Annotated in this window: 25 protein-coding genes and 1 tRNA gene; 18 read left to right on the top strand and 8 right to left on the bottom strand. The window is 62.2% G+C overall.

Annotation, left to right across the window (positions count from 1 at the left end; translation table 11 throughout):
* Nucleotides 1-46 precede the first annotated feature (46 nt).
* The 3 genes from thrS to arfB are packed head-to-tail and all read left to right on the top strand — an operon-like array spanning nucleotide 47 to nucleotide 2,707.
* On the top strand, nucleotides 47-2,026 hold the full coding sequence (gene thrS, locus HRU92_RS04010; RefSeq protein WP_172123096.1) for a threonine--tRNA ligase: 1,980 nt from the start codon (nucleotides 47-49) through the stop codon (nucleotides 2,024-2,026).
* Nucleotides 2,027-2,029: 3 nt separating this feature from the next.
* Complete coding sequence (locus HRU92_RS04015; RefSeq protein WP_127752824.1) at nucleotides 2,030-2,260, top strand: hypothetical protein; 231 nt, start codon at nucleotides 2,030-2,032, stop codon at nucleotides 2,258-2,260.
* Between the two features lie 15 nt (nucleotides 2,261-2,275).
* Nucleotides 2,276-2,707, top strand: a complete 432-nt coding sequence (gene arfB, locus HRU92_RS04020; RefSeq protein WP_172123097.1) for an alternative ribosome rescue aminoacyl-tRNA hydrolase ArfB — start codon at nucleotides 2,276-2,278, stop codon at nucleotides 2,705-2,707.
* A gap of 50 nt (nucleotides 2,708-2,757) precedes the next feature.
* Here the strand turns inward: arfB and HRU92_RS04025 are convergent, their stop codons facing one another.
* The gene (locus tag HRU92_RS04025; protein WP_172123098.1) at nucleotides 2,758-4,581 is read right to left on the bottom strand and encodes a hypothetical protein; all 1,824 of its coding nucleotides are present in this window, start codon (nucleotides 4,579-4,581) and stop codon (nucleotides 2,758-2,760) included.
* Nucleotides 4,582-4,669: 88 nt separating this feature from the next.
* A complete protein-coding gene (locus tag HRU92_RS04030) occupies nucleotides 4,670-5,533 on the bottom strand; it encodes a hypothetical protein (RefSeq protein ID WP_127752827.1) in 864 nt (287 codons plus the stop codon).
* 310 nt (nucleotides 5,534-5,843) lie between these two features.
* Between HRU92_RS04030 and HRU92_RS04035 the strand changes: the two genes are divergently transcribed.
* From HRU92_RS04035 to HRU92_RS04055, 5 genes are all read left to right on the top strand, one after another.
* The gene (locus tag HRU92_RS04035) at nucleotides 5,844-6,431 is read left to right on the top strand and encodes a nitroreductase (RefSeq protein WP_172123099.1); all 588 of its coding nucleotides are present in this window, start codon (nucleotides 5,844-5,846) and stop codon (nucleotides 6,429-6,431) included.
* 39 nt (nucleotides 6,432-6,470) lie between these two features.
* A complete protein-coding gene (locus HRU92_RS04040; protein WP_164854786.1) occupies nucleotides 6,471-6,719 on the top strand; it encodes a DUF2188 domain-containing protein in 249 nt (82 codons plus the stop codon).
* Between the two features lie 67 nt (nucleotides 6,720-6,786).
* Entirely contained in the window at nucleotides 6,787-7,599 is an 813-nt protein-coding gene (locus HRU92_RS04045; RefSeq protein ID WP_172123100.1) for a transglycosylase SLT domain-containing protein, read from the top strand.
* A gap of 71 nt (nucleotides 7,600-7,670) precedes the next feature.
* On the top strand, nucleotides 7,671-7,823 hold the full coding sequence (locus tag HRU92_RS04050; RefSeq protein ID WP_172123101.1) for a hypothetical protein: 153 nt from the start codon (nucleotides 7,671-7,673) through the stop codon (nucleotides 7,821-7,823).
* A gap of 79 nt (nucleotides 7,824-7,902) precedes the next feature.
* Nucleotides 7,903-9,105 (top strand): DUF2336 domain-containing protein, encoded by a 1,203-nt coding sequence (locus HRU92_RS04055; protein ID WP_172123102.1) that lies wholly within the window; start codon nucleotides 7,903-7,905, stop codon nucleotides 9,103-9,105.
* Nucleotides 9,106-9,109: 4 nt separating this feature from the next.
* Here the strand turns inward: HRU92_RS04055 and HRU92_RS04060 are convergent, their stop codons facing one another.
* Nucleotides 9,110-9,886 (bottom strand): NAD kinase, encoded by a 777-nt coding sequence (locus HRU92_RS04060; RefSeq protein WP_172123103.1) that lies wholly within the window; start codon nucleotides 9,884-9,886, stop codon nucleotides 9,110-9,112.
* Between the two features lie 138 nt (nucleotides 9,887-10,024).
* Here HRU92_RS04060 and HRU92_RS04065 point away from each other — a divergent pair.
* Nucleotides 10,025-10,100, top strand: a tRNA-Thr gene (locus tag HRU92_RS04065).
* Nucleotides 10,101-10,238: 138 nt separating this feature from the next.
* Here the strand turns inward: HRU92_RS04065 and HRU92_RS04070 are convergent.
* Complete coding sequence (locus HRU92_RS04070) at nucleotides 10,239-10,619, bottom strand: DUF983 domain-containing protein (protein WP_172123104.1); 381 nt, start codon at nucleotides 10,617-10,619, stop codon at nucleotides 10,239-10,241.
* Between the two features lie 224 nt (nucleotides 10,620-10,843).
* On the opposite strand from HRU92_RS04070, the gene HRU92_RS04075 reads away from it, so the two are divergent.
* A complete protein-coding gene (locus HRU92_RS04075) occupies nucleotides 10,844-11,818 on the top strand; it encodes a DMT family transporter (protein ID WP_173087609.1) in 975 nt (324 codons plus the stop codon).
* A gap of 96 nt (nucleotides 11,819-11,914) precedes the next feature.
* On the top strand, nucleotides 11,915-12,256 hold the full coding sequence (locus HRU92_RS04080) for a hypothetical protein (RefSeq protein ID WP_172123106.1): 342 nt from the start codon (nucleotides 11,915-11,917) through the stop codon (nucleotides 12,254-12,256).
* Nucleotides 12,257-12,317: 61 nt separating this feature from the next.
* Here HRU92_RS04080 and HRU92_RS04085 read toward each other — a convergent pair whose 3' ends face one another.
* Nucleotides 12,318-13,619, bottom strand: coding sequence for a sorbosone dehydrogenase family protein (locus tag HRU92_RS04085; RefSeq protein WP_172123107.1), 1,302 nt, complete (start codon nucleotides 13,617-13,619; stop codon nucleotides 12,318-12,320).
* Nucleotides 13,620-13,819: 200 nt separating this feature from the next.
* Between HRU92_RS04085 and HRU92_RS04090 the strand changes: the two genes are divergently transcribed.
* Entirely contained in the window at nucleotides 13,820-14,374 is a 555-nt protein-coding gene (locus tag HRU92_RS04090; RefSeq protein ID WP_172123108.1) for a DUF4142 domain-containing protein, read from the top strand.
* 106 nt (nucleotides 14,375-14,480) lie between these two features.
* Here the strand turns inward: HRU92_RS04090 and HRU92_RS04095 are convergent, their stop codons facing one another.
* A complete protein-coding gene (locus HRU92_RS04095; RefSeq protein WP_248305326.1) occupies nucleotides 14,481-14,915 on the bottom strand; it encodes a pseudoazurin in 435 nt (144 codons plus the stop codon).
* A 292-nt stretch (nucleotides 14,916-15,207) separates the two neighbouring features.
* On the opposite strand from HRU92_RS04095, the gene HRU92_RS04100 reads away from it, so the two are divergent.
* The 6 genes from HRU92_RS04100 to HRU92_RS04125 all read left to right on the top strand — a co-directional run bounded on the left by HRU92_RS04100 (nucleotide 15,208) and on the right by HRU92_RS04125 (nucleotide 21,346).
* Nucleotides 15,208-16,182 carry an ABC transporter ATP-binding protein gene (locus tag HRU92_RS04100; protein WP_172123109.1) on the top strand — a complete coding sequence of 325 codons (975 nt, stop codon included), beginning with the start codon at nucleotides 15,208-15,210 and terminating at the stop codon, nucleotides 16,180-16,182.
* 64 nt (nucleotides 16,183-16,246) lie between these two features.
* A complete protein-coding gene (locus HRU92_RS04105) occupies nucleotides 16,247-17,059 on the top strand; it encodes an ABC transporter permease (RefSeq protein ID WP_210258533.1) in 813 nt (270 codons plus the stop codon).
* Nucleotides 17,056-17,880 (top strand): transporter substrate-binding domain-containing protein, encoded by an 825-nt coding sequence (locus tag HRU92_RS04110; RefSeq protein ID WP_172123110.1) that lies wholly within the window; start codon nucleotides 17,056-17,058, stop codon nucleotides 17,878-17,880. Before HRU92_RS04105 ends, HRU92_RS04110 begins: the two co-directional genes overlap by 4 nt.
* A 161-nt stretch (nucleotides 17,881-18,041) precedes the next feature.
* Nucleotides 18,042-18,656: a cytochrome c gene (locus HRU92_RS04115; protein ID WP_164854790.1), complete on the top strand. Its 615-nt coding sequence runs from the start codon at nucleotides 18,042-18,044 to the stop codon at nucleotides 18,654-18,656.
* 48 nt (nucleotides 18,657-18,704) lie between these two features.
* Nucleotides 18,705-20,462 (top strand): PQQ-binding-like beta-propeller repeat protein, encoded by a 1,758-nt coding sequence (locus tag HRU92_RS04120; RefSeq protein WP_172123111.1) that lies wholly within the window; start codon nucleotides 18,705-18,707, stop codon nucleotides 20,460-20,462.
* 59 nt (nucleotides 20,463-20,521) lie between these two features.
* Nucleotides 20,522-21,346, top strand: a complete 825-nt coding sequence (locus HRU92_RS04125; RefSeq protein WP_127752842.1) for a transporter substrate-binding domain-containing protein — start codon at nucleotides 20,522-20,524, stop codon at nucleotides 21,344-21,346.
* A gap of 44 nt (nucleotides 21,347-21,390) precedes the next feature.
* Here the strand turns inward: HRU92_RS04125 and HRU92_RS04130 are convergent, their stop codons facing one another.
* Together HRU92_RS04130 and HRU92_RS04135 are read right to left on the bottom strand one after the other, a co-directional pair.
* Nucleotides 21,391-21,984: a hypothetical protein gene (locus HRU92_RS04130; protein WP_127752843.1), complete on the bottom strand. Its 594-nt coding sequence runs from the start codon at nucleotides 21,982-21,984 to the stop codon at nucleotides 21,391-21,393.
* A gap of 108 nt (nucleotides 21,985-22,092) precedes the next feature.
* Nucleotides 22,093-23,250 (bottom strand): alpha/beta hydrolase, encoded by a 1,158-nt coding sequence (locus tag HRU92_RS04135; protein ID WP_172123112.1) that lies wholly within the window; start codon nucleotides 23,248-23,250, stop codon nucleotides 22,093-22,095.
* Nucleotides 23,251-23,298: the final 48 nt, after the last annotated feature.

A 23,298-nucleotide genomic window follows, 5' to 3' on the forward strand; every position in this document is an offset into this window, starting at 1 on the left:
CCTTGCCGCGAACAGCGCGGCATGAACCCATTTCTGGAGAGAAACAATGACGATCAAGGTGACGTTCCCCGATGGTGCAGCTCGCGATTATGCGCGCGGCACCACCGGCACCGAGATCGTCGAGGGTATCTCCAAGAGCCTCGCGAAAAAGACGGTGGCGATGCGCTGGAACGGCGTGTTGAGCGATCTCAGCGATCCGCTTGAAGCGGATGGCCGCATCGAGTTCGTGACGCGGGACAGCGGCTCCAAGGATGTGCTGGAGCTGATCCGGCACGACGCCGCCCACGTCCTGGCCGAAGCCGTGCAGGAATTGTGGCCCGACACGCAGGTGACGATCGGTCCGGTGATCGAGAACGGCTTTTACTACGACTTCAAGCGCGACGAGCCGTTCAGCGAGGAAGACTTTCCCGCCATTGAAAAGAAGATGGCCGAAATCATCGAGCGCGGTGCTGCCTTTACGAAGGAAATCTGGACGCGCGACCAGGCCAAGGCGTTCTTCAATGCGCGCGGCGAGAACTTCAAGGTCGAGCTGGTGGATGCCATTCCCGCTGACCAGACGCTCAAGATGTACAAGCAGGGCCAATGGATCGACCTTTGCCGTGGCCCGCATATGCGCTCGACCAAGGATGTCGGCAACGCCTTCAAGCTGACCAAGGTGGCCGGCGCTTATTGGCGAGGCGACAGCAATAACCCGGTGCTCAGCCGCATTTACGGCACGGCCTTTGCCACCAAGGATGAGCTGGAAGCCTATCTCCACATGATGGAGGAGGCCGAAAAGCGCGACCACCGCAAGATCGGTCAGGAAATGGACCTCTACCATTTCCAGCCCGAAGCGCAGGGTTCGGTGTTCTGGCATCCGCGCGGCTATGTGCTCTACAACCAGATGGAAGCCTATATCCGCCGGCGCCTTAATTCCTCGGGCTATGTGGAGGTGAAGACCCCGCAGCTGATGAGCTCGAAGTTTTGGGAAATGTCGGGCCACTGGGGCAAGTACCGCGAGAACATGTTCGTGGTGCCCGATGAAGTGCCTGGCACTGAGGAAGAAGGTCCGGTGCTGTCGGGCAAGGGCGACCTCATGGCACTCAAGCCCATGAACTGCCCGGCCCACGTGCAGATCTTCAACCAGGGCATCAAGAGCTATCGCGATCTGCCGCTACGCATGGCCGAATTCGGCTGCTGTCACCGCAACGAGGCCCATGGTGCGCTGCATGGCTTGATGCGCGTTCGGCAGATGACGCAGGACGACGCGCATATCTTCTGCCGCGAAGACCAGATTCAGAGCGAAACCGAGCACTTCGTGCATCTGCTGTATTCCGTGTACGCCCATATGGGCTTCGACAATGTGGTGATCAAACTCGCCACGCGCCCCGAAAAGTTCGGCGGCACGATCGAGCGCTGGGATGCAGCGGAAAAGGCGCTGGGCGATGCGCTGCGCGCCACCGGCTATGATTTCGAGATCGCGGAAGGCGAGGGGGCATTTTATGCACCCAAGCTCGAGTTCCACCTCAAGGACGCCATTGGCCGCTCCTGGCAGGTCGGCACGCTGCAGCTCGATTATGTGCTGCCCGAGCGGCTGGGTGCCACCTACATCGCCGAGGACGGCTCGCGCCAATATGCGGTGATGCTGCACCGGGCGATCCTTGGTTCGCTCGAGCGCTTCATCGGCATGCTGATCGAGAACTATGCCGGCAAGATGCCGATGTGGCTGGCTCCGACCCAGGTCGTGGTCGCCACCATTGTTTCGGAAGCGGACGATTACGCCGAAAAGCTGGTGCGCCAGCTACGCGAAGCGGGCGTCCGGGCCGAACTTGATACCCGCAACGAAAAGATCAACTACAAGGTGCGCGAGCACTCCGTGGGCAAGGTGCCGCTCATGTTCGTGGTGGGCAAGCGCGAGGCCGAGGAGGGTACGGTCTCCGTGCGCCGACTCGGCACCGAAGGGCAAAAGGTCATGCCGGCCATGGATGCCATCGTGGCACTGATGGCAGAAGCGACCCCGCCCGATCTCCAGCAAAAGGCTGCCTGAACCGTGCCGCAACGTCCGTCCAACCGCGAGCTCAAGGCCCTGACCCATCTGGGCGAAGACAACATTCTTGGCCCCGATGACTTCAAGGACATCGGCGAGAAGGTGTTTGCTGGCATGGAAAAGAAGGGTTGGGTTGTTCCTGCCGAGGGGCACCCCAACCGCTTCAAGGCCACGATCAAGGGCCTGACGGTGCATGAAGGTGAAATCATCTTTGCCGGTCGGCTGAAGCGCTAAGCCGAGGAAGCGGGCATGGCCGATCCGATCCCCATCACCCGCTCCATCTCGATCGATCCCGGCGAGATCGAGGAAACCTTCGTGCGCGCCGCCGGGCCGGGCGGACAGAACGTCAACAAGGTCTCAAGCGCGGTGCAGCTGCGCTTTGACCTGGCCAACTCCCCCTCCATCCCCGAAGGCATGAAGCGGCGGGTAGCGGCGCTGGCAGGCAAGCGCCTGACCAAGAACGGCGTGATCGTCATCACCGCCAACAGCCACCGTGACCAGCCGATGAACCGCGCCGATGCGCTCGAGCGGCTGATTGGCTTGTTGGTGGCGGGCGCGCATGTGCCCAAGGCCCGGGTGCCGACTCGCCCGACACTGGCCTCCAAGCGGCGCCGGCTCGAAGGCAAGTCGATCCGCTCCGCCACCAAGCAATTGCGCACGAGCCGGCCGGACGCTGAGTAAGGCAACGCCGCCGGCTGTGGTTTGCCGGCGGCGCTGGATTGAGCCTGACCTTATTGGGCGGTGGCCTTGATTGTCACCTTGTCGATCAGAACCTTGGGATCCTCTTCGGCCGCCATGAAGTCCACGACGCTGACGCCGCCCGGCTCCTTGGCCACCACATCGATATTGAGGTTCTTGGCTTGGCCGCTGACAAAGGTGTTGATGGCGCGCCCGACATTTTGTGCATCAGCGGCGCCGGCGAGCAGCCCCACGATCGTGCCCTCGGCCAGCCCGGCAAAGATTGGCCGGAGCGCTTCTGGTTGGGTGCCCTGCTCAGCGGCAACGGCGGCAAAGATGATGTCGGTGAGCCCCTGATCGCTCACATCGACATTGAGCTTGCCGACGGCCAGTTCCATGCCGGCAGCGAGCGCCGTATCGGCATCAAGGTCAAACAGTTCGGCCGTAGCATTGGTCAGCGTGCCGGTCATGACGATAGTCGCCAAATCCGCCCCGGTCACCGAGATCTCGTTGATGTCGATGCTGCTCGTGGCTTCGTTCCAGGCCGCGGCGATCTTGAAGCCGGCATCGATGTCGGTGACACCCAGCGCGCGCAGTTGCGCCAACTGCGGGTCGCTCGTGTCTTCCGGCAAGGCGAAGGCTAGATTGGTCGCCGACATCAGGAAATCGGTGGGAATGCCGTTGCGGTATTCGGCCAGCGTCAGGTCGAACGCGCCCAGGCTGCCCTTGATGCGCACGGAGCTGTCTTCCGGATCAGGCACATCGACGCTGATCTGTTCAAGTGAGAAGCCGGTAAAGGCGGGCACGAGCTCCCGCGCATTGGCATCAAGCCAGGCTTGGTCGATCGCCTCGGGCGCCGCTTCGATGGCGGCAATCGGGCCAGCGAGGTCGATCTGCTTGAAGACCGCGCGGCCCATTTCGAAGTGGCCATCGCCTTCAACCGCGATGGTCATGCCCTCGATGGTGATCTCGGGATAGATGCCGGGGGACAGCCCGGCCATGCTCATGCTCTTGACCCCGACCGTAAGCGGGCGGTCTTCGTCATCGACGCCGTTGCAATCAAAACCGCCGAACTGGGCCGGGGAGGTTTCAAAGGCGGTGAAGATGTCGGCATACATACGCAAGGCCGCGCCCATCAGTTCTGGCGAGGGGGTCTCGTCGTCCTCATCCTGATCGTCGAGCGCACTGGAGAGGGCCATGACTTCGGCCATGGAATGGCGGAGCGGCCGGCCCTTCACTTCGGCCATGGTGATCGGGCCCATGGTGCAGCTGACTTCGGGGGCTTTAAACGAGCCGCCCTCAAAGTTGAAATTGGTGTAAAGCGGCGTCAGCTCATTTGAAGGATTGGTCTGGACCAGTCCGTAAAGACCGAGCACCGCGCTGATGTCGAGCGTGGCCGCCGTCATGGCGCCCATCTGTGCACTGCCCTCGTCTTCGCTCTCTACAGTTGTGCCGCCCAGCGACACGGTTGCGGCAACGCCATTCACGACATCAGTGAGCACCAGATCATTAAATACGACTGTGCTTTGCGTGGTGTCGTTGTCGCCGCTTGTGGTTTCGATCCGGACATTGATGGCCGGGATGGTAATGCTGGTGGCGGACAGCGACGCCAGCGCTTCGGCATTGTCGGCGATATTGCCGCTGAAAATCTCGCGCAACGTGGCTTCATCAAGATTGGAGTCCACCGCCTCGATCGTATCGATCTCGACCTGCTGGGTCGTGGTTACCTCCGCCGGAGCTGGGGCTGGCTGGGACACCTCCGGCGCCGGGTTCTTGATCTTTTGCGCCCAGGCGGCTCCAACCGGCAGAGCGACGGTGAGCATGCAGGCGGTGACAAGAGCGGCGAGGCCGCGATGGGGTCGGTCACAAAACAACATTGGGGATCTCCTCGCCACTCGGCCCCCACTGCATACTATAGGCTGGCCGGCAGACAAACCCCGTGCCGGCAAGTCGCGCCCGAACACCCTAGCTTGGGCGGCTGGTGACCGCTGTCAGCACTTCGATGTCTTGGGCTGATCCCGGTTGCACCTGGAAGGCGCGGTCAAACACCTTGTCGCCGATCTTTGCGAGCACGACGTAGTCGCCAGCGGACAGGACGGTCGAGGGAAAGGCGCCCAGATCAGTAAAGAGGGTGGCGCCATCCGAGTTTTTCACCGTCCATTCCACGTCAGCAATGGCTTCGCCGCCCGGCTCGGACACCAGCTTGAAGGCAACCTGACTGGCATGATGATAAAGCGTTGCGTCGGTGAGTTGGCCGGGCTCCACCCGAAGATCGGCCCGCACTTCGGCATTGATCGTGCCGAAATGGGACACCACGTGGTAGGTGCCGGAATTGAGCGTTACAATGTCGTTGGGCGTCAGGCCCTCCGCGATGGGCACGCTGCCGGTGGCTTCTTCGAGGAAGATGTCGAACCGCAGCAAGTCGGGTGGGATCGGGATGTCCCCCGTCACTGCAGCATTGAGCCGCAAGGCACCGGCATCGAGCACAAAGCTTTTTTCGTTGGGACCGGCAACAACCGTCACCGTGTCGCTGATCTGAGCCCGGCCATAAGCGATGTGGACCACGTAATCTCCGGGCGCCAGTTCCAGCTTGGCCGTGCCCTCATCGGATTTGGCGACAAGGGGAAGCTCCCCGCTGGCGTCCGGCGTGGGTTCGAAGATGCGCCAAACCAGGCCGTTGGGAACGACTGCCCCGTCCTGAGTGATCTTGGCAGTGAGCGAAACGGGCTGGGGTGCGGATGTCAGCGCATTGATGGCGGCCGTGGCGGGCGTGCTGCCCGGCGCGGCTGGCCCACTGCCGCCCTCACGCTGTGGCCGCGGGCGGGGCATGGGCGGCGACTCCGCACTTTCCTCCTGGGCCAATGGCCCCGGTGACCCCCATGGCAGTTGGGCTCCGAAAACCAGAGTCAGTCCAACAGCAAGGATCGGTCGCAAACGCATGTTAACTCCAGGCCAGACAGTCGCCCCCCCCCCGGCGCTGATATCAGGCGCGGATGCTAGGCGGCGATTGGGGAGAAGCTGTGTCACAGACCATCCCGGTTGAAAACAGTGGCATGGGCATAGCTACCATTTTGTGTGGTTCTGGACTGGCCCGGTCCCGGCGCACTTGCTATGGCAGCCCCAACAACGGAGAATTTCCATGCCCGCCAACCAGGCCATGCTTGATTATCTTCTGACCCGCCGGTCGGTGGGCATGGCTTTCCTTAAGGAGCCCGGGCCCACCGCCGAGCAACTCGAGCAGATGCTGACAATCGCCACCCGCGTGCCTGATCATGGCAAGCTGGCCCCCTGGCGGCTGATTCTGATCCAAGGCGAAGATCGCCTGGCCGCCGGCGAGAAACTGGCCGAAATTGCTGCAGCCAAGAACCCCGCGATCGAGCCCGTGGCTATGGATTTGGAGCGCCGCCAGTTCTTGCCGGCGCCCTTGACCGTGGGCGTGCTCTCCACCGCCAAGCCACACCCCAAGATTCCTGAATTCGAGCAGTTGCTGTCGGCGGCCAATGTCGCCTTCAACCTTGTTCATGCGGCCTATGCCATGGGCTTTGCCGCCCAATGGGTTACCCGCTGGTATAGCTATGATGAAACCGCCGCTGCCGCACTTGGTGCACGGCCAGGCGAACGCTTTGTCGGCTTCGTTCATATCGGCACCCCTACCGCAACGATCGAGGATCGCCCCCGCCCGGCGCTTGCCGATGTGGTGACGCGCTGGACGCCTTCTGCAACATAGAACCTCCCACCGCGTTGTTGCGGAAAGGGAGGAATGGCCATGGCCGAGCATCACTACATCGTTGCGCGCAGCGAAAGCCAATGGAAGGTCAGCTATCGCGGCACCGACCAGGGGCCGTTCACCAGCAAGGAAGAAGCCATCGAGATCGCCATCGCTGCGGCCCAGGCCGAGTACAACGACGGCGAGGACGTGGAAGTGCTGGTGCAGGACATTGAATCGAACTTCCACACGGCGTGGACCTCAAGAAATACCGGAGACGAGGGTGCTCCCCTGGCGACCAAGGCTTGAGCCTTAACGCGGCATTAACCATATCCGTCGCTTAGTTCAGCGGCAAGTTTCTGGAACCGTGCCGCGCATGGGCGTTCAACCAATCGCAGTGCCACAAAGCCTGGCTTATGTGCTCAATGCCGCCGGCGACCGCAACGGCGTCGATTTTGATTATCTGCTGCAAACCGCCATTCGTGAAAGTAGCCTCAATCCGCAGGCGAAGGCGCAGACCTCCTCGGCCACCGGGCTGTTCCAGTTTCTCGAAAGCACCTGGATGCAGGTCATGAAGGAGCAGGGCCCCCGGCTTGGCTATGGCGATTATGCCAATAACATCCAGCGTAACAGCGAGGGCGACTACTTCATCGCCGACCCCCAGATTCGCCAACAGATCCTGAAATTGCGGGAAGACCCGCAGATCGCCGCCGATCTCGCCGCGGCCTTCACCAAGACCAACGGCGACTACCTGCAATCCCGTTTCGGCCGCATGCCCAGCGCGGGCGAGCTCTATATTGCCCATTTCCTCGGGGCCCAGGGCGCCGAGCGCATGTTCACCGCGGGTTTGCAGAACCCCGATCAGATCGCCGCGAACCTGTTTCCCCGCCAGGCCGCGGCCAATCGCGCGATCTTTTATGCCGATGGCCAACCGCGCACGATCCGTGACGTTTATCGCGTGCTGGTGTCCAAGCATGAAGCCGGCGGCGCCAATGCGAGTTTCGCGGCCCAGCAGTTGACGGGTGTAGCGCCACCATCCACGGTGCCGGCACCGGAGGTGGTGCCCTCACGCTTTTCCCCGGCCAATATGTCGTTCACGGGCCTGTTCACCAACCAAGGCACCTCGCCTGCGCCCGAGATTGCCCCGGAGCCAGGCTCGGCCTTTTTCACCCAGCTCTACGCCCCCTGACAAGAATCGGAACCCGGTTGGCGTCATGACGTTCCTGTCAAAACGCTGACACAGCAGCCGGGAGGCCTGCCATGCGCCATCACTCTGTTCCGTTCGCGCCCAGCCACGAGTTGAGCATCCCGCCAGGATGGGTGTTTGTCGGCTTGCTGGTGGCGAGTTGGCTCGCCGTGATCGGCTTGGCGCATCTGGCGCTCCACCTTTTCGCCCTCCTGACAGGCACTTGATTGCACCGCTATCATGGTGAACGTTTCCTTAAGTCTCCGTGACTTAGAACTTTCTGCGCGTGTGTGTGCGGAGTGAGTCATGGTTGGCTATCAGGAGTTCGTGTCGCTGTGTCAGTCCCCCGATAGCGAGGATCGAGGTCGCGCCGCGCATTTGTCGGCGATCGCTTATCTCAACCACCATGGTCCCGCCGATGAACAGGCCGCGCTTTATGCCGCCTTGATCGGTTTTCTGGATGATCCCTCGGTCAAGGTACGCGCAGCGTTAGCCTATGGACTGCTTCACTCGTCCGACGCGCCCCGTCCGATCATCCTGGCACTGCTGCACGACAGCGCAGTGATCGCACGCGCCGTGCTCCAATATTCTCCCGTGCTGATCGATGCCGACCTGTTCGGCCTGGTACAATCCGCCGAGCCCGGCCTGCTGCTGGCGATCAGCGAGCGCGACCGCATCAGCCCGCGCCTTGCGGCGGCGCTGGTGTCCTGTGGCGACCGGCCCATTACGCTGCGACTGCTGCGGCGAACGGAGATTGATTTGCCGGCGCCGCTACTCTCGAACCTGGCCGCGACGCATGGGGATGAAGCGCAGTTCCGCGGGGCGCTGCTGGCCCGCGACGACCTGCCGGCCGATGCGCGCCTGCTGCTGGTGCAAAAAATCAGCGCAGCCTTGCGCAATTGCCGCGTGGTCAAGGGATCGCTTGCCACCGAGCGGCTCAACCGCCTGCTCCGCAACAGCGAGGACACTGCGGTATCCTCGATCGGGGAACGTGAAGCCGTTGCCGGGCCATCCAACTATGTTTCGGCTCTGGTGGAGACCTCGCGGATTAATGCCCGCGTCTTGCTGCATGCCATGGTCACCGGTCACGTGATGTTTTTCGCCGCGTGCCTCGCCGAACTCAGTGACGTACCGCATGCCAAGGTGCTCGCCATTCTTGAGCGCGGCAGCCGGCCTGCGCTGCATGCGCTGTTGTCGCGATGTGGGCTGGGGCAGGGGGTGGGCAACCTCCTCGCCCGCCTTGTGCTGCATGCCCGCGCTACCGATCTTGTCGATGATGCTGCCGCTCGCCATTATGTGGTTACGGCGCTCACCGAAGAGTTGATCGCCGAGCATGCCGGTGTCATCCCAGCCGAGCTCGAAGAAGCTTTTGCATACCTCAGCGAGCAGAACATCGCCTTGGCACGCCAGGCCGCCCGCGGGGTCATGGCCGCCTTTGCCGAGGAAGCCAGCCTTGATCGCGCGCTGCCTGCCCCGGTGGTCGAGCCAATGGCTTTGCCTGCAGCCTGAACCGCTAGAAGCGGAACTGCTCGCTCAGCACCCGCTCTTCAAGGCTGGTGCCGGGGTCGAACAACAGCGTCACCCCATGCGAGCGATCTTCGTGCACGGTGACTTCGAGCACGTTCTGAAACTCGACATTGTCAGCAACCGCGCTGACGGGGCGCTTGGCCGCTTCCCGAGTGACGAATTTCACCACCGCCCTGTTGGACAGGATAGCACCACGCCAGCGGCGCGGCCGGAACGGCGAGATCGGCGTCAAAGCCAGCAGTGGGGCCTCGATCGGCAGGATGGGGCCGTGGGCGGAGAGATTGTAAGCTGTTGAACCGGCGGGCGTTGACAGCAGCGCCCCATCGCAGATCAACTCCTCGAGCCGGGTCTCCCCGTCCACGATGATCTGGATCTTGGCGGCCTGATAGGACGAGCGGAACAGCGACACCTCGTTGAGCGCCAGAGCTGTTTGCGTGTTGCCCGCCACATCGAGCACCTGCATGGACAGCGGATAGATCCGGGTCTGCTGCACGGCCGCCAGGCGCTCGTCGAGCCCGTCTTCGGAAAAGACGTTCATCATGAACCCGACCGAGCCGAAATTCATGCCGTAAACCGGGATGTCGCGCCGCATCACCTGATGCAGGGTTTGCAGCATCAAGCCATCGCCACCCAGCGCCACGACATAGTCGGTCTGGTCTATCGGGTAATCGCCGTAGCGCTGCCGCAGCCGCTGCGCAGCGGCCTCCGCGTCGGGAGTGCCATTGGTGACAAAGCAAATTCGAGGCGGGGCTGACGCGGCCAAAGCTGCACTCCAAAGGAAACGCGTCTGCCTAACATGTGAAGCAGGCCCGTGCCAGCAGTCTCGCGGGACCGCCGCTCCTGTGGGTCGCTGCAATCCCCCATTGCCCGCAGGCGCCCGCAATGCTAGAGGGCCCTCGGCGCCGGTATAGCTCAGTTGGTAGAGCACCTGATTTGTAATCAGGGGGTCGCGGGTTCGAACCCTGCTGCCGGCACCAGCATAACTCCCCAGGGGAGAGTTACGGCACTTACCAGACAATCCAAAACGAGCAGTTGAGCGGGCAAAAGCGCCGGTCACAGCTTAGCCGTTCCCCTGCGCGCCAGACGCCGGCAGCCCCACTTCTCCACAGGCACGATCACCGATCCTGTTCGTCGCTCCAGCCATTGGCCCAGAGTAGGCCGATGATTGCTCCCTTGCTTGAGGGCATGATGGCGAGGGGGATGATGATGGCGAGCGGTACGAGAACATAGATGTAGACAAGTGGGCTGCCCGCGCCGCTGAGCTCCATCTCCAGCATCACAAAGCCGATGATATGGCCCACCACCGTGATGACGAGAAGGGGCAGGATCAGGCCTACCCGGTAATTGGCGAGCGGCTCGCCGCATACGGCGCATTGATCAACCTGCTCAAGATAATGGTGGAAGAGCCAGCCCTCGCCGCATCGAGGGCAGCGGCACTTGATGCCGTTCCATATTGCCGGCCAGGTCTTCCTGGTTTCGCCGCTTGAGGAAGGCATGGGAGGCCTCCGTTTCGGACCGAGCGAGCTTGCTGCCGGGTTTGCCGGCACGAGCTTACATCCGGCCGCCCCGAGTAATCACGTCAAATGTCATGCCTGGGGGCCGGGCGCTGTTTTTGCCGTTTGCTGTCGATAGTGTCTCGCTATGCTTGCTAATCCTGATTAGCATTGGGAAACCGCAGAGACGGCATGCCGTTGGTCTGTCGCTCAACGCTTGGTTCCCCATGTCCCCCGGTGTCATTCTCGCTCTTCTGGCCTACGGCCTGTTCTCCTGTTCCGATGCCTCGATCAAGAGCCTGGGCGGGGAGCTCAGCGTGTTCGAGATCGGCTTTTTCACCTCGTTGTTTGCCGTAGGACCGGCGCTTCTGAGCAAAGCCCGCAAGGAGCGCTGGCGCGACGTCTTGCAGTTCAACAATCCCTTGTTGCTCAATATTCGCGGCCTTTCCGGCGTGCTTGGCTCTGGCTGCGTGATCTATGCCTTCACTCATGTGCCGCTCGCCGAAGTATATTCGCTGGCTTTCCTCGCGCCTATTTTCGTGGTGCTGCTGTCAGCTATGCTCCTCGCGGAAGCCATTCCGCGCTATCGCTGGCTCTTGCTGGTGCTTAGCTTTGTCGGCGTGCTGATCGTTGTGCGTCCTGGGTTCCGCGAATTGCAGCTTGGCCACCTGGCGGTGCTGGCCTGTGCCTTTTTCACGGCGACCAATACGGTCGTGCTCCGCTCCCTCGCGCCGCGCGAGCATCGGCTGAGCATCTTCGCCACGGTGACGCTCTACGCACTGGTCCTGAACGGGATCGGCATGATCATCTGGGGCAGCAGCCTGCCAACCTTGCCCCAGCTTGCGGTGCTGGCCCTGATCGGCACCATGGGCGGCCTCGGACACCTGACCTTTATTGGGGCCACCAGGCTGGCGCCAGCCAACCAGGTGGCGCCCGCGCAATATACCCAGATGCTGTGGGCCCTGGGGCTGGGGGCGCTGTTCTACGGCGAGTACCTGGATGGCATTGGCATAGTTGGGCTCGTCATCATGATCGGCGCGGGGGCCTTGAACCTGCTTTCCCCCGAGGCCTGTGGCCGACACCTCAGCCTGAAGAGACATGGCGGCGCTGCTCAGCAGCCGAGCGAGGCCAAGGTGCTTGACGATATCGCGATATCCCAGTGCGCAATAGCCGGGTCGGGTCCGCAGCAGGCGAAGTCGTAACTACCGCAGTCTTGATCGCCGCGGGTGCTGAGTGACCGCAACCAAAGCTGCCTGCTGCCGCTTTACGCAAACTGCACGCGCAATGGAGAAAACGCGATGATCACCAGAACAGCTTTGTCCCTCGCTCTCGCCGCCGTAATGGTACTGCCAGGCGCGGCCTTTGCCCAGGAAGAGCACCGGATCGCCGGCAAGGCCGTTCCCGCCGATCAGGTGGCCGGGGTCCAGGCAAAGTGCGACGAGATGCGCAAGGGCGAAACCACTTCCCCCGTGGCCGAAGCCGCAGCCGATGAGCCCAACAAGGAAGCTGGCCGCGAAGCGGCCGCTGACGCGGCCGTGGAACTCTCAAGCGAGCTTTGGACTGCAGACGGCACGATCGATCTGGAAAAGCTCTCGATCGAGCAGTGCAGCGAAGGCAATTTCGGCCTCGCGCCCAACTAAGCCCGGCATCGAAACCACAAAAGAACTGGAGTTCCGCGCCTGCGGAACTCCAGTTTTACGTTCAGGCGCCGGTGATGCGCCAGATCACGTCACCCACGTCGTCCGCCATCAGCACCGACTGGTCGGCAGCAATGGCCACGCCCACCGGCCGACCAAAGGAGAACTTCTCGTCGGCCGACAGGAAGCCGGTGAGAATGTCGCGCGGCAGGCCAACTGGCTTGCCATTCTCGAACGCAACGAAACAGAGCTTGTAGCCGCTGAGCGTGCTGCGGTTCCACGAGCCATGCTGGCCGATGGCCATGCCCGCGGGGAAGCCGGGCAGGGTACCTTCCGGCAACCAACAAAGGCCGAGCGACGCCGTGTGCCCGCCCAGCGCATAATCGGGTGCGAGGGCCGTCGCGACCTTGGTCGCGTCCTGGGGCACCCGGTCATCTACGGTTTGACCCCAATAGCTGTAGGGCCAGCCATAAAAGCCGCCATCGCGCACTGAGGTCAGGTAATCGGGCGGGGTCTCATCGCCCAAGCCGTCGCGCTCATTGACTACCGTCCAGAGCGAGCCATTGCTCGGCTCCCAGGCCATACCCACTGGATTGCGCAAGCCACCCGCAAAGATGCGCGACTGGCCGGTTGCCAAATCCAGTTCGTGGATGCAGGCGCGATCGATCTCGGCCTCCATGCCGGAGTCACCGATATTGCTGAGCGAGCCCACGGCCACATAAAGCTTGGAGCCATCGGCGCTCGCGATGAGATTGCGCGTCCAGTGCCCGCCCGGCTTGGTGCTCATGAGCTTGCGGGGTGCCGCCGTGATCTGGGTGGCACCAGCCTCGTAGGGATAGGCCAGCACCGCGTCGCTCGCACCGACATAAAGCGTGTCGCCGATCAGCACCATGCCATAGGGCTGGCGCACATTGTCGATGAACACATGCCGGATCTCGGCCACGCCGTCCCCGTCGGCATCGCGCAAGAGGGTAATGCGGTTCGGGCTCGTGCCCGAAGCCTTGGCGCGCTTCATCGTGCTCGACATCGCATGGTCGAACAGCGACTTCGGCTCCCCCGATTCGCCCATGGACTCAGCCACCAGCACATCGCCATTGGGCAGCACATGCATGTTGCGCGGGTGGTCGAGCTTGGCCGCAAAGGCATTGACCTTGAGCCCGGCTGCGGCTGTCGGGGTGTGCCCCGGTTCCCAGCCTTTCGCCGTCGGCATCTTGAGGGTTGGGATGCTGCCCTGTGGCTTTGGCGCCGGAATGGTGGGGGCAGTGCCGTAAACCGGCGGGCGGGGGCCGTCGCCCGAGTGGCGGACGGCAACGGCAACCGCGCCTACGGCGGCAACAACACGGGCGAAAACGGCACTGGTGTTCATTGAAGGATCTCAACTGGCGGAACAGGTTAGCTCAAGCTAACGCCATTGCGACGGGTCGAACACCCCTGCAGGGAGTGATCTTGCACGCTTTTAGTGTTGGCTGGTCGCCGAGTTGCTTCCTCTGGCTCTCCCTAACCGCGCACATCGGAACAAACGGAATCTCCAGTCGTTCCTGAAGGACACTCACAGAGGAGACGACGATGCGAATTCTAGCCCTAGCTGCCCTTGTTCTGATGTCCGGCACGGCTTTTGCCCAGGACGCCGCTCCTGCCGCCGGTGGCGCGGCCCCAGCCGCAAACCCATCCGCCAGCACAACGGCGCGCACGCCGGTGGAAACGCCCCAGTTCATCGAACAGGCTGGCTTTTCCGGCACCTTTGAAATCGAGTCCAGCAAGCTGGCGCTGGAAAAAGCCGAGCGCGACGACGTCAAGGAATTCGCCCAGCACATGATCGATGAGCACACCGCCAATTCCGAAGCCCTGACGGATGCGGTAGCCGCGACCGGCATCGAGATTGCGGTGCCAACCGTGCTTGATCCGGTGCATCAGCAGATGATGGACACGCTTGAAGCCTCGACCGATTTCGACATGGACTATCTCAAGATGCAGTATCAGGCCCATCAGGACGCGATCTCGCTGTTCTCGTCCTATGCAGAGGCTGGCGAAGCCGGCCCGATCAAGGAATATGCTGCAGCAAGCCTACCCGCCTTGAACATGCATCTGGACATGCTGCCCGAGGACGCAAAGCCCGAATAGGTCCTTTCCGCCCCCTGCAAAAAAGCCTGCCGCTCCCGAAAGAGCGGCAGGCTTTTATTATCAGATAGTGGCAACCTGACCCGGAAGGGCCGCGTAGCCAAACAGATTATTCGGCCAGCTCAGCATACATGGCGTCGAAACGCGACTGTGCCTTGGGCGGAACCTTGACGCTCTTGGCTTCTTCCAGATTGGTCGGCTCGCCGACAACAACCAGGGCCACCATGCCCATGCCGAAGTGCGGAGCGCACTTGACGCCGTAAACACCTTCAGTGTCGAAGGTCACGGTGATTTCTTCGTTGAGCTTGCCCTTAAACGGGGTAGCGCCTTCGGGCAGCATGCCGGCAATGGTTTCGGCGTTGTGGCCCTTGTCGGTGGGCACGAAGGTGACAGTGTCGCCAACGGCAATTTCGGTCAGCGCTGGCTCGAACACCATCGTGCCGTCCTCGCCCTTGTTGAGCATCTGGACCTGATGGTCAGCAGCGAAAGCGGGGAGTGCGAAAGCGGATACCGCTACGGCCGCAAGACCGAGAGTTTTGAGAATACGAATTTTAGCCTCCTGAAGGAACTACTACTACAACCGGAAGTACGCCGTGGTGTTCCCGCATGTCAGTCACTTATCGAAAGTGAATGCCACCGGCGTCTGAGGTTCAGATAGGAAATGAAATGTGGTTTGCCAACCGGACCGCACCTGTGAACAGGTTCTTCAGCGCTTGCTCTCGCCCCCTCTATGACGCAAAAGCACGCATGATCCGATTTCACAGAAATCCTAGCGCTACCACGGGCTTGGGCGGGGCGGTTCGCGTAGATTTGCCCACCTCGGGAGGGGGCCGGAAGTGACTGTACCCTCTGTTTTCGTTGACAATTTGTCGCATAGCTATGCCGGGAAACTGGCCCTCGACAAGGTCTCCCTCACCATCGCGCGCGGTTCCAGCTTTGCCCTGTTGGGTCCAAACGGGGCCGGCAAGACCACGCTGATCAGCATCTTGTGTACGCTGCAGAAGGCCGACAGCGGCACCGCCGAGGTGGATGGCATTGATGTCAGGCGCAGCCCGACGGCCGCGCGCAAGCGCATCGGGGTCGTGTTTCAGGACTCCAGCCTCGATGATCGCCTGAGTGCCTACGAGAACCTGAACTTCCACGGTCTGGTTTACGGCATGGCCGCGCGGGACCGGCGGCAGCGCATCGGCGAGATGCTGGCCCTGGTTGAGCTGGAGGATTGGCGCGATGCCATCGTGCGCAGCTTTTCGGGCGGCATGCGCCGGCGCCTCGAGATCGCCCGGGCGCTGCTACACAATCCCGCCATCCTGTTTCTCGATGAGCCCACGGTTGGCCTTGATGCCCAAACGCGCGAGCGCATCTGGCAATATCTCGATCAACTGCGCCGCGAGCGCGAACTGACGGTACTCACCACGACCCACTATATCGAGGAGGTGGAGACCGCAGATCAGGTGTGCATCATCAACAACGGCGTCATCGTGAACCAGGGCAGTCCCGCTGAACTCAAGCTCGCTCATGGCCGCAGCTGGCTCCATGTTGTGCCCCGGGACGAGGGCGTGCGCCAAGCGATCCTCCAGCGCTTCCCCGAAACGCGCGACCTGGGCAGCAATCGCCTTGCCGTGCCGGTGACGGACGAAGGCTTTGTCGATCATTTCCTTGCCAGCTTTGGCAGCCAGCTCAGCGAAATGCGCCTCGAACAGCCCAGCCTCGAAAGCGTGTTCCTCGCCCTGACGGGAACCGAGCTGCGCGACCGCGCCGCCGGCCGGCGCGACGCCGAACAGGCAGCTGGCAGAAGGGCAGGGCGGCGATGATCACCATAATCCATGGCCGCTATACGTATTCCAGCGCCGGCACACCCAATCTTCGAGGCACACCATGACCGCGATCATGCCCCTGCTGCGCGGCGTTTACGGCGTGTGGCTGCGCGAAGTCACCCGCGCCACCCGTGATCGCGGGCAGATGATCGGCGGCGTCAGCCGCCCGCTGATCTGGCTGCTGATCCTGGGCGTCGGGCTCAATCCCTATTTCCGCGGCGAGGTTTATGGGGAGGTGCGCTATGTCATCCCTTATACCTATCTGCAGTTCCTGTTCCCGGCCGTTATCGTGCTCAACATCATGTACACCTCGATCCAGTTCGCGGTGTCGGTGATCTGGGATCGTGAATTCGGCTTCCTCCGCGAAGTGCTGGTTTCGCCCATGCCCAAGCCGCTGGTCCTGCTCGGCAAGGTGCTGGGCGGCAGCACTGTCGCGACGCTGCATGGCGCGGTGGTGCTGATCCTGGCCAGGTTTGCCGATGTCACCATGACGCCAGAACAGGTGGTGACGGCCTTGGCCTTCATGTTCCTGCTGTCGTTCGGGCTGACCTGCTTTGGCGTGATCCTTGCGGCGCGCGTGCGCAGTTTTGAAGGCTTCGGAGTGTTCTCCAACACCTTGATCTTGCCGCTTTATTTCACCTCTTCCTCGGTGTTTCCGCTCGACCCCGCCCTGAGCCGCACCCAGACCACTGCCAGCTATCCCGAATGGCTGGTGTTCCTGGTGCAGATCAACCCGATCACCTATGCGGTCGATACCCTTCGCGGCGTGCTGATCGGCTTCAATCAGTTCACGCCCAGCTATGGCCCCGTGATCGTGGTCGGCATGGCCATCGTGTTCTTTGTGCTGGCCCTCGTGGATTTCGGCCGGTCATGAGCACGGGGCGCCCGCATCGCTGGCTGCGGGCAGCGGCCAACCTCGCGCTGATCGCGGCGCTGCTGTTTGCCGTGAGCTTCCTGCCGCCCGACACTTCGCTCAAGGAGCGGCGGCAGGCGGGGGTCCTTAAACTCTGCGTCCCCCCGAGCTATCCGCCCCTGGTTACCGGTGATCCCGCGCAGCCTGGGTTCGACATCGAGCTGGCTCAGCACATCGCCGATTCCATCGGTGTTCGGCTCATCGTCAATGCCCTCCCATCGATGGGCCGCGACTTCAATCCACGCAACTGGCAACTTTCCCGCGCGCAGTGTGACATGATCGCGGGTGGCCTGACCGATACGCTGCAAACGCGCGGGTTTCTTCAGACCATCCCCACCACGGCCGAAACCGGCTGGGTGGCTATCGCGCCTCGCGGAGAACTGCCATCTGGAAGTGCTGCCGCGGCCGTGCTGCCGGGCTCCAGCGGTCTTGACCGCCTGGCCCTGTCGAGCTGGCTGCGCGCGCACGGACTGCGGCCCGTATTGGTCAGCGGCCCCGATGAGCTGACCCGTGCGCTAAGCGAGGGGAGGGCGCAGGTGGGATTTGCCGAGCGATTCGCGGCGAGCGCCATTGGGAGCCTGCCGCCTGACTTCACGCTGTCATGGCTCCCGGCGCAGGATCTGCCGCGCTACCAGATGGCTCTCGGCTTGTGGAAAGGCGACCAGACGCTGATGCGCGCCGTTCGGGCGGCAATGGAGCACCTGCAGGAAAGCGGAACCGTTGATAATCTGCGAGAACGCTACGGGCTAGGCGGGGTTCTTCCTGAACAAGGCTCATTGTAGCTATACGCGAAAGCAATCTGAACTTCGCATCGTTACGCCTCAGTTACCTATTGAAGCCGGCGGGTTTGAGGTTTAGGCGTGCAGGTGCAACGATATGACCACTATCGCTTCGGGCGCGCTCACGGGCGTGCCATCCAACTCACCACCTTTGGGAGGTTATCGTGATCGAAAGATCCAAAGGGCTATTTGTCAGCGCCACATTGCTGTCGCTGACCCTCGGGCTGCTTGGGAGTGGCGCTGCCACTGCCGCCGGCTTTACGGCGGAACAAGCGGAAGCGGGGAAGTCCTCGTACGATTCCAACTGCGCACAATGCCACGGCTTCCAGCTTGAGGGCCCCGACGCCCCCGGCCTGGCCGGACGCGACGTAATGCAGAACTGGTATACCGCTGCCGGTCTTTATGACTTCATCAGCGTCGCCATGCCGCCTTCGGCCCCCGGCCTGCTCGGCGAAGACGTCTATGTCAACATTGTCGCCTATATCATGTCGTTCAACGGCGCTCAGCCCGGTGACACGCCCATGACTGCCGATCCGGAACTATTGGCATCCATCTCGCTGCCGGAAGAAACCGCAGCTGGGGCCGCTGCCACGCCGTCTGCTCCGGCTGAAGCTGCGACTGCGACGCCGGAGACGACCGTGCCGCAGGCCTTCACCTGGGGCAAGCAATTGCCTGGTGGCGCGCCACCAGCGGCAGCAGCTGCGCCTACTGCGGCGGCTGAACCGGCCGTTCCGCAGGCTTTCACCTATGGCAAGCCATTGCCCGGGGCAACCAACTAACTCACTGCATCTAAGCGCGTCCGCGACGCGCACCATTGGAGAGAATCGATGAAAATCGGTGTTTTGAAATCAGTCTTGGTGGCGACGACAGCCATGATGGCATTGTCCGGCGCAGCTTTCGCCCAGGGCGTGCGCGAAGACTACAAGCCCGTCACCGAAGAAATGCTGGAAAACCCTCCAGCTGAAGAATGGCTGATGTGGCGTGGCACCCGCGACAACCAGGGCTACAGCCCGCTCGATCTGGTCAACAAGGACACGGTCAAGGATCTCGAACTCGCTTGGGCCTGGCCTATGGCTGAAGCCGGCATCCAGGAAACCGCTCCCCTGGTGCATGACGGCGTAATGTTCCTGCAGACCAGCAACGCTATCGTCGAGGCGCTCGACGCCAAGACCGGCGACCTGATCTGGCAGTACCGCCATGCCATGCCCGAGATCCCGACCTCGTGGAGCTACCAGGCCAACCAGGCCCGCCGCCAGAAGAACTCGATCGCTCTTTATGAGGACAAGATCGTTCTGACCACACCCGACGCCAAGATTGTCATGCTCAACGCAGCAGACGGCAAGGTCGTGTGGGAAAAGCAGGTTCTCGATTACAACCTGGGTTATTCCTACACGATTGGGCCGCTGATCGTTAAGGACAAGATCATCTCGGCCATTTCAGGCTGCTCGATTGCCGGCACCGCCGGTGGTTGCTTTATCCTGGCTCACGACGCCAACACTGGCGAAGAGCTGTGGCGCTTCAACACCATCGATGACCCCAACAATCCTGAGCAGCAGGCAAGCTGGGGCGAAGTGCCGCCGGAAAACCGTTGGGGCGGTACGCCCTGGGCGACCGGTGCCTATGACGCTCGCACCAACACCACCTTCTGGGGCATTGGTATGCCTGGCCCCTATGCCGAGCTGATCCGCGGTTCGGGTGACGGCAACGTGCTCTACACCAACTCGACCCTGGCTCTCGATGCCGATACGGGCGAGCTGAAGTGGTACTACCAGCACCTGCCGCGCGATAACTGGGATCTGGACAGCCCGTTCGAGCGTATCCTGGTTGACCAGGAAATCGACGGCGAGATGCATCACCTGCTGATCAGCGTTCCCGGCAAGAACGGCATCGCCTTCGGCCTTGACCGCGACACTGGCAAGTATCTGTGGCACAAGGAAACAGTTGTTCAGAACGTTGTCACCGGCGTTGATCCTGACGGCACCGTGCACATCAACGAGGACCTGATCTCCGAAGCCGTTGGCCAGGAACACCTGGTGTGTACTTCGGTGTCGGGCGGCAAGCTCTGGCAGGCCGGCTCCTACAGCCCGCTGACCCAGACCTTCTTCGTGCCCCTGACCGAGGCTTGCAACACCGTTGCGCCGACCCAGACTGAATTCACCGCCGGCAATGCCGTTGGTGCGGTCAAATTCGGCCCACGCGTTCTGCCAGAAGGCATCACCGATGCAGGCCTGCTGCAGGCTCTCGACATCAACCCGACTCAGGCCGAATCCAAGTGGCAGGCGCGTGAGCGTCCGTCCATGACCAGCTCGGTTCTGGCAACCGGCGGTGGTCTGGTGTTCGGCGGCGACGCGGCCCGCTTCGTCAAGGCCTGGGATCAGGATACCGGCGAGGTCCTTTGGGAACAGCGCCTGAACGCCCCGATCGGTGGTTACCCAATGACCTACGAGATCGACGGCGAGCAGTATGTCGCCATCCCCACCGGCTACAGCAACTCGGCGAGCTCGATCTCCTCGGCCTTCCCCGAGATCCCGCTGCCGACCGGTTCGGGCAACTCGGTTTTCGTCTACAAGCTGCCGAAGGAATAAGCTTCCGGCGCGATCAATTGAAAGGGGCTTCGGCCCCTTTCTTTATTTTGGAGAACCTCATGCTTCGCACTCTCGCGCTTTCAATGGCGCTGCTGCTGTCTGGCCAGGCCTTGGCCCAAACCAGCAGCGTGCCGGGTGAACTGCTCGACAATTCGCGCCGCCAGAACGGCGACCAGATCAATGTCTGCTTTGACACCAGCAGCGTCATCAGCGCTTTCGACCACGACGTCGCCCAGGCCATTGGGGATGCGCTGTTCCTGCAGGTCAACGTCAAGGAAGGCTTTGGCGGCTTTCCGGTAAACGGCGACGGCTTCATGGACGAGCTGATGCTGGCCATGAACAACACCTGCGACATGTTCATGGGTGTTTCGGTGCAAACCAACTCGCCCTTTCCCGAATGGGCTGCCGTGACCCGTCCCTATGCCACCATTCCGTTCGTGCTTGCGGTGGAGGATGCCAATTGGAATAGCTGGGCCGACATTCCGCATGACCGCAAGATCGGCACCGCGCTGCAAAGCGTGGGCGAGCTGGTGTATATCACGTGGTCGCTGCAGCAGCCCGAAGCCGAGCGCTGGAAGCGTTTGCCCTATGCGGACAATTCACTAATGGCCAAGCGCGTGCTCGATGGCACGCTTGGTGGCATGCTGCTCTGGCAGCCCGCGCTGCGCAAGCTCCAGAGCGAGGTGCCTGAGGCCGCGGCTTTGCGGGTGATTGAACTTGCCCCGGTGCCTGCGACCGCGATCAAGGTCGGCGCCGTGGTCTCGAGCCGGGACGCCTTCTTGCGCACCCAGGTTGACCAGGCCATCGACGCCCTTGTTGCCGACGGCACTATCCAGACCTTGCTGGACAAATATGGCTATACCGGCCAAGCCGGCGATCAATAATTGATTTTGCGCGTGAGCCAATGGCTCACGCGCCAGTTGTTGGCTTAGCCCAGCAGTTGCGCCATCGCAGCGGGCAGCCAGCCCGTCACGAGCAGCACAACAAGACCTGCCAGCACGAACGGCTCCCACCGGCGGATCTTCTTTTCCGCCTCTGGAAAGGCCGCCTGCAGGAACAAGCCCCCAACGAGCCCTGGGAGCGGCAGGATGTTCAGGATGGTTGTAGCCAAGGTAATGCGCTGCAACTCCAGCACCACCCCAAGCACGGCGTAGCCGCCGGTGCGGGGGAGGGCGACCTGCAGCAGCGGCCGTAGCCACCAGAGCAGCGGGATCAACAGCAACACCGCTGCGAGCCCAAGGATCGCGACTGCCGCAGCGCGAAGGCGGCTGTTGCCGCTGCCGTCTACGTCCAGCCACATAGAGCGAATCCACCCCATCTGAAACAGCGTCCCCATCGCCAGCCCCCAGACCGACAGATGGGCAAAGGGATTGGCGGTCAGCCGACCTTCATGCTTGGGGCGCAGGAAACCGAGCAGCCGCGCAAACAGCGCCAGCAGACCACCCAGCACCGCCGTATAAATCAGGAAAGCCCCAATGCGGGAGGCGAGCAAACCCACGGTCAGTTCGTTCAGCAGGCCCAACTGACTTTGTCCTCTCGTCGCGTCCAGGTTCGTGCTGCTGAAACACGATGCCGGCGCTCACTTCAAGTGGGAAGTGAGCGCCGGGATTGTTTGCCCAAGCCGAAAAACTTAGCCGAAGCTTGGTGTCGTCTGCGAGCCAGTGCGCCCCGTTGCCAGCGCGGCGGCAGCAAATTCGGCGATGGCCGGATTGTAAACGTCCGAGCGCTCGAGAAAGCCCATATGGTTCACGCCTTCGATCTTCCGCAGCGTGGCGGTTGGCGTGTATCCAGCGATGGTTTCGCTCGCAACCGGTTTGGTCACGATGTCGACCTCGCCCGCCAGCACCAGAACTGGCACCTGCAGCTTTGCGGTTGCGCCAGTTGCATCCCAGCGGAACATCGCCAGATTGCCATCAGCGATAGCGGCCTGGGAATTGCGCGTGCTAAGCAGCGTGGTGTGATCAAGCTGGCTGCGCGTCACGTATTTGCCAAAACCCAGACGGTTGGCCATATGCGCGGTGCCGCTGAGATAGCTCTGCCAGGCACTCAGCTGGCTGACGGGCAACAGCCATTTGGTCAGCTTCATCAGAGGCTCCAGCACCGGAAAGCGCAGCGCCTGCATGAGGCGCGGCAAGATCATGGTCTTGAGCGGGTTCGTATAGGTGGTGTTGACCAGAACTACCCCGGCCACTTTGGTGTCGAACACCCCTGCATGGTCACGCGCCAGGGTCTGGATGGTCATGCCACCAATGCTGTGCCCAACCAACACGACGCGAGTTGCACCGGTCCAGGTGATCACTGCGGCTAGGTCAGCCGCGAATGCTTCCAGGCTGATCTCGCCACGCGATTTCCCCAGCCCGGGCAGATCCCAGCTGACGACCCGGAACTGCTGGCCCAGATCGCGTTTGGCGTAATTCCAGATCGTGCTGTCCATGCTCCAGCCATGGGTCAGGATGATTGTTTCGCCGTCGGGTGCGCCTGCCTGCTCCACATAAAGCTGGGCGCCGTTTGGCGCCTCGATGGTGGTGCCATTGCCACGGACCGGAGCAGTACGATCCTTGTCGGCGCCCGCCAGCAGCAGAACCATCAGCGGTCGACCCAGAAAGGAAAAGGCGAGGCCAGCCAGCCCCACCCACAGCAGCCAGTCCTCGCGCACCCGCACAATCGTGCCGTCGGTTTGGCGGACGAGATCGCCGTCCCACCACGACCACAGCAGATAGCCAGCCGCAATCAGGATGGCGAGGGAGATGAGGTTGGCGAGAAAGCGGAACAGAAATTGAAGCGGCATGGGAACCCTTGCGGTAAAGCCTTGTGCAAGGGGTAATCGCCTCGATGC

It is taken from the genome of Devosia sp. 1635, from assembly GCF_013185955.1.
Taxonomy (GTDB): Bacteria; Pseudomonadota; Alphaproteobacteria; order Rhizobiales; family Devosiaceae; genus Devosia.

Excerpts from the sequence above, each read along its gene's own strand:
- HRU92_RS04075 (WP_173087609.1), top strand. The coding sequence starts at position 10,844 with ATGTCCCCCGGTGTCATTCTCGCTCTTCTGGCCTACGGCCTGTTCTCC.
- HRU92_RS04105 (WP_210258533.1), top strand. The coding sequence starts at position 16,247 with ATGACCGCGATCATGCCCCTGCTGCGCGGCGTTTACGGCGTGTGGCTG.
- HRU92_RS04045 (WP_172123100.1), top strand. The coding sequence starts at position 6,787 with ATGGGCGTTCAACCAATCGCAGTGCCACAAAGCCTGGCTTATGTGCTC.
- HRU92_RS04080 (WP_172123106.1), top strand. The coding sequence starts at position 11,915 with ATGATCACCAGAACAGCTTTGTCCCTCGCTCTCGCCGCCGTAATGGTA.
- HRU92_RS04070 (WP_172123104.1), bottom strand. The coding sequence starts at position 10,619 with ATGCCTTCCTCAAGCGGCGAAACCAGGAAGACCTGGCCGGCAATATGG.
- HRU92_RS04135 (WP_172123112.1), bottom strand. The coding sequence starts at position 23,250 with ATGCCGCTTCAATTTCTGTTCCGCTTTCTCGCCAACCTCATCTCCCTC.
- HRU92_RS04030 (WP_127752827.1), bottom strand. The coding sequence starts at position 5,533 with ATGCCCCGCCCGCGGCCACAGCGTGAGGGCGGCAGTGGGCCAGCCGCG.
- HRU92_RS04035 (WP_172123099.1), top strand. The coding sequence starts at position 5,844 with ATGCCCGCCAACCAGGCCATGCTTGATTATCTTCTGACCCGCCGGTCG.
- HRU92_RS04090 (WP_172123108.1), top strand. The coding sequence starts at position 13,820 with ATGCGAATTCTAGCCCTAGCTGCCCTTGTTCTGATGTCCGGCACGGCT.
- arfB (WP_172123097.1), top strand. The coding sequence starts at position 2,276 with ATGGCCGATCCGATCCCCATCACCCGCTCCATCTCGATCGATCCCGGC.
- HRU92_RS04055 (WP_172123102.1), top strand. The coding sequence starts at position 7,903 with ATGGTTGGCTATCAGGAGTTCGTGTCGCTGTGTCAGTCCCCCGATAGC.
- HRU92_RS04025 (WP_172123098.1), bottom strand. The coding sequence starts at position 4,581 with ATGTTGTTTTGTGACCGACCCCATCGCGGCCTCGCCGCTCTTGTCACC.
- HRU92_RS04110 (WP_172123110.1), top strand. The coding sequence starts at position 17,056 with ATGAGCACGGGGCGCCCGCATCGCTGGCTGCGGGCAGCGGCCAACCTC.
- thrS (WP_172123096.1), top strand. The coding sequence starts at position 47 with ATGACGATCAAGGTGACGTTCCCCGATGGTGCAGCTCGCGATTATGCG.
- HRU92_RS04040 (WP_164854786.1), top strand. The coding sequence starts at position 6,471 with ATGGCCGAGCATCACTACATCGTTGCGCGCAGCGAAAGCCAATGGAAG.
- HRU92_RS04125 (WP_127752842.1), top strand. The coding sequence starts at position 20,522 with ATGCTTCGCACTCTCGCGCTTTCAATGGCGCTGCTGCTGTCTGGCCAG.
- HRU92_RS04085 (WP_172123107.1), bottom strand. The coding sequence starts at position 13,619 with ATGAACACCAGTGCCGTTTTCGCCCGTGTTGTTGCCGCCGTAGGCGCG.
- HRU92_RS04120 (WP_172123111.1), top strand. The coding sequence starts at position 18,705 with ATGAAAATCGGTGTTTTGAAATCAGTCTTGGTGGCGACGACAGCCATG.
- HRU92_RS04050 (WP_172123101.1), top strand. The coding sequence starts at position 7,671 with ATGCGCCATCACTCTGTTCCGTTCGCGCCCAGCCACGAGTTGAGCATC.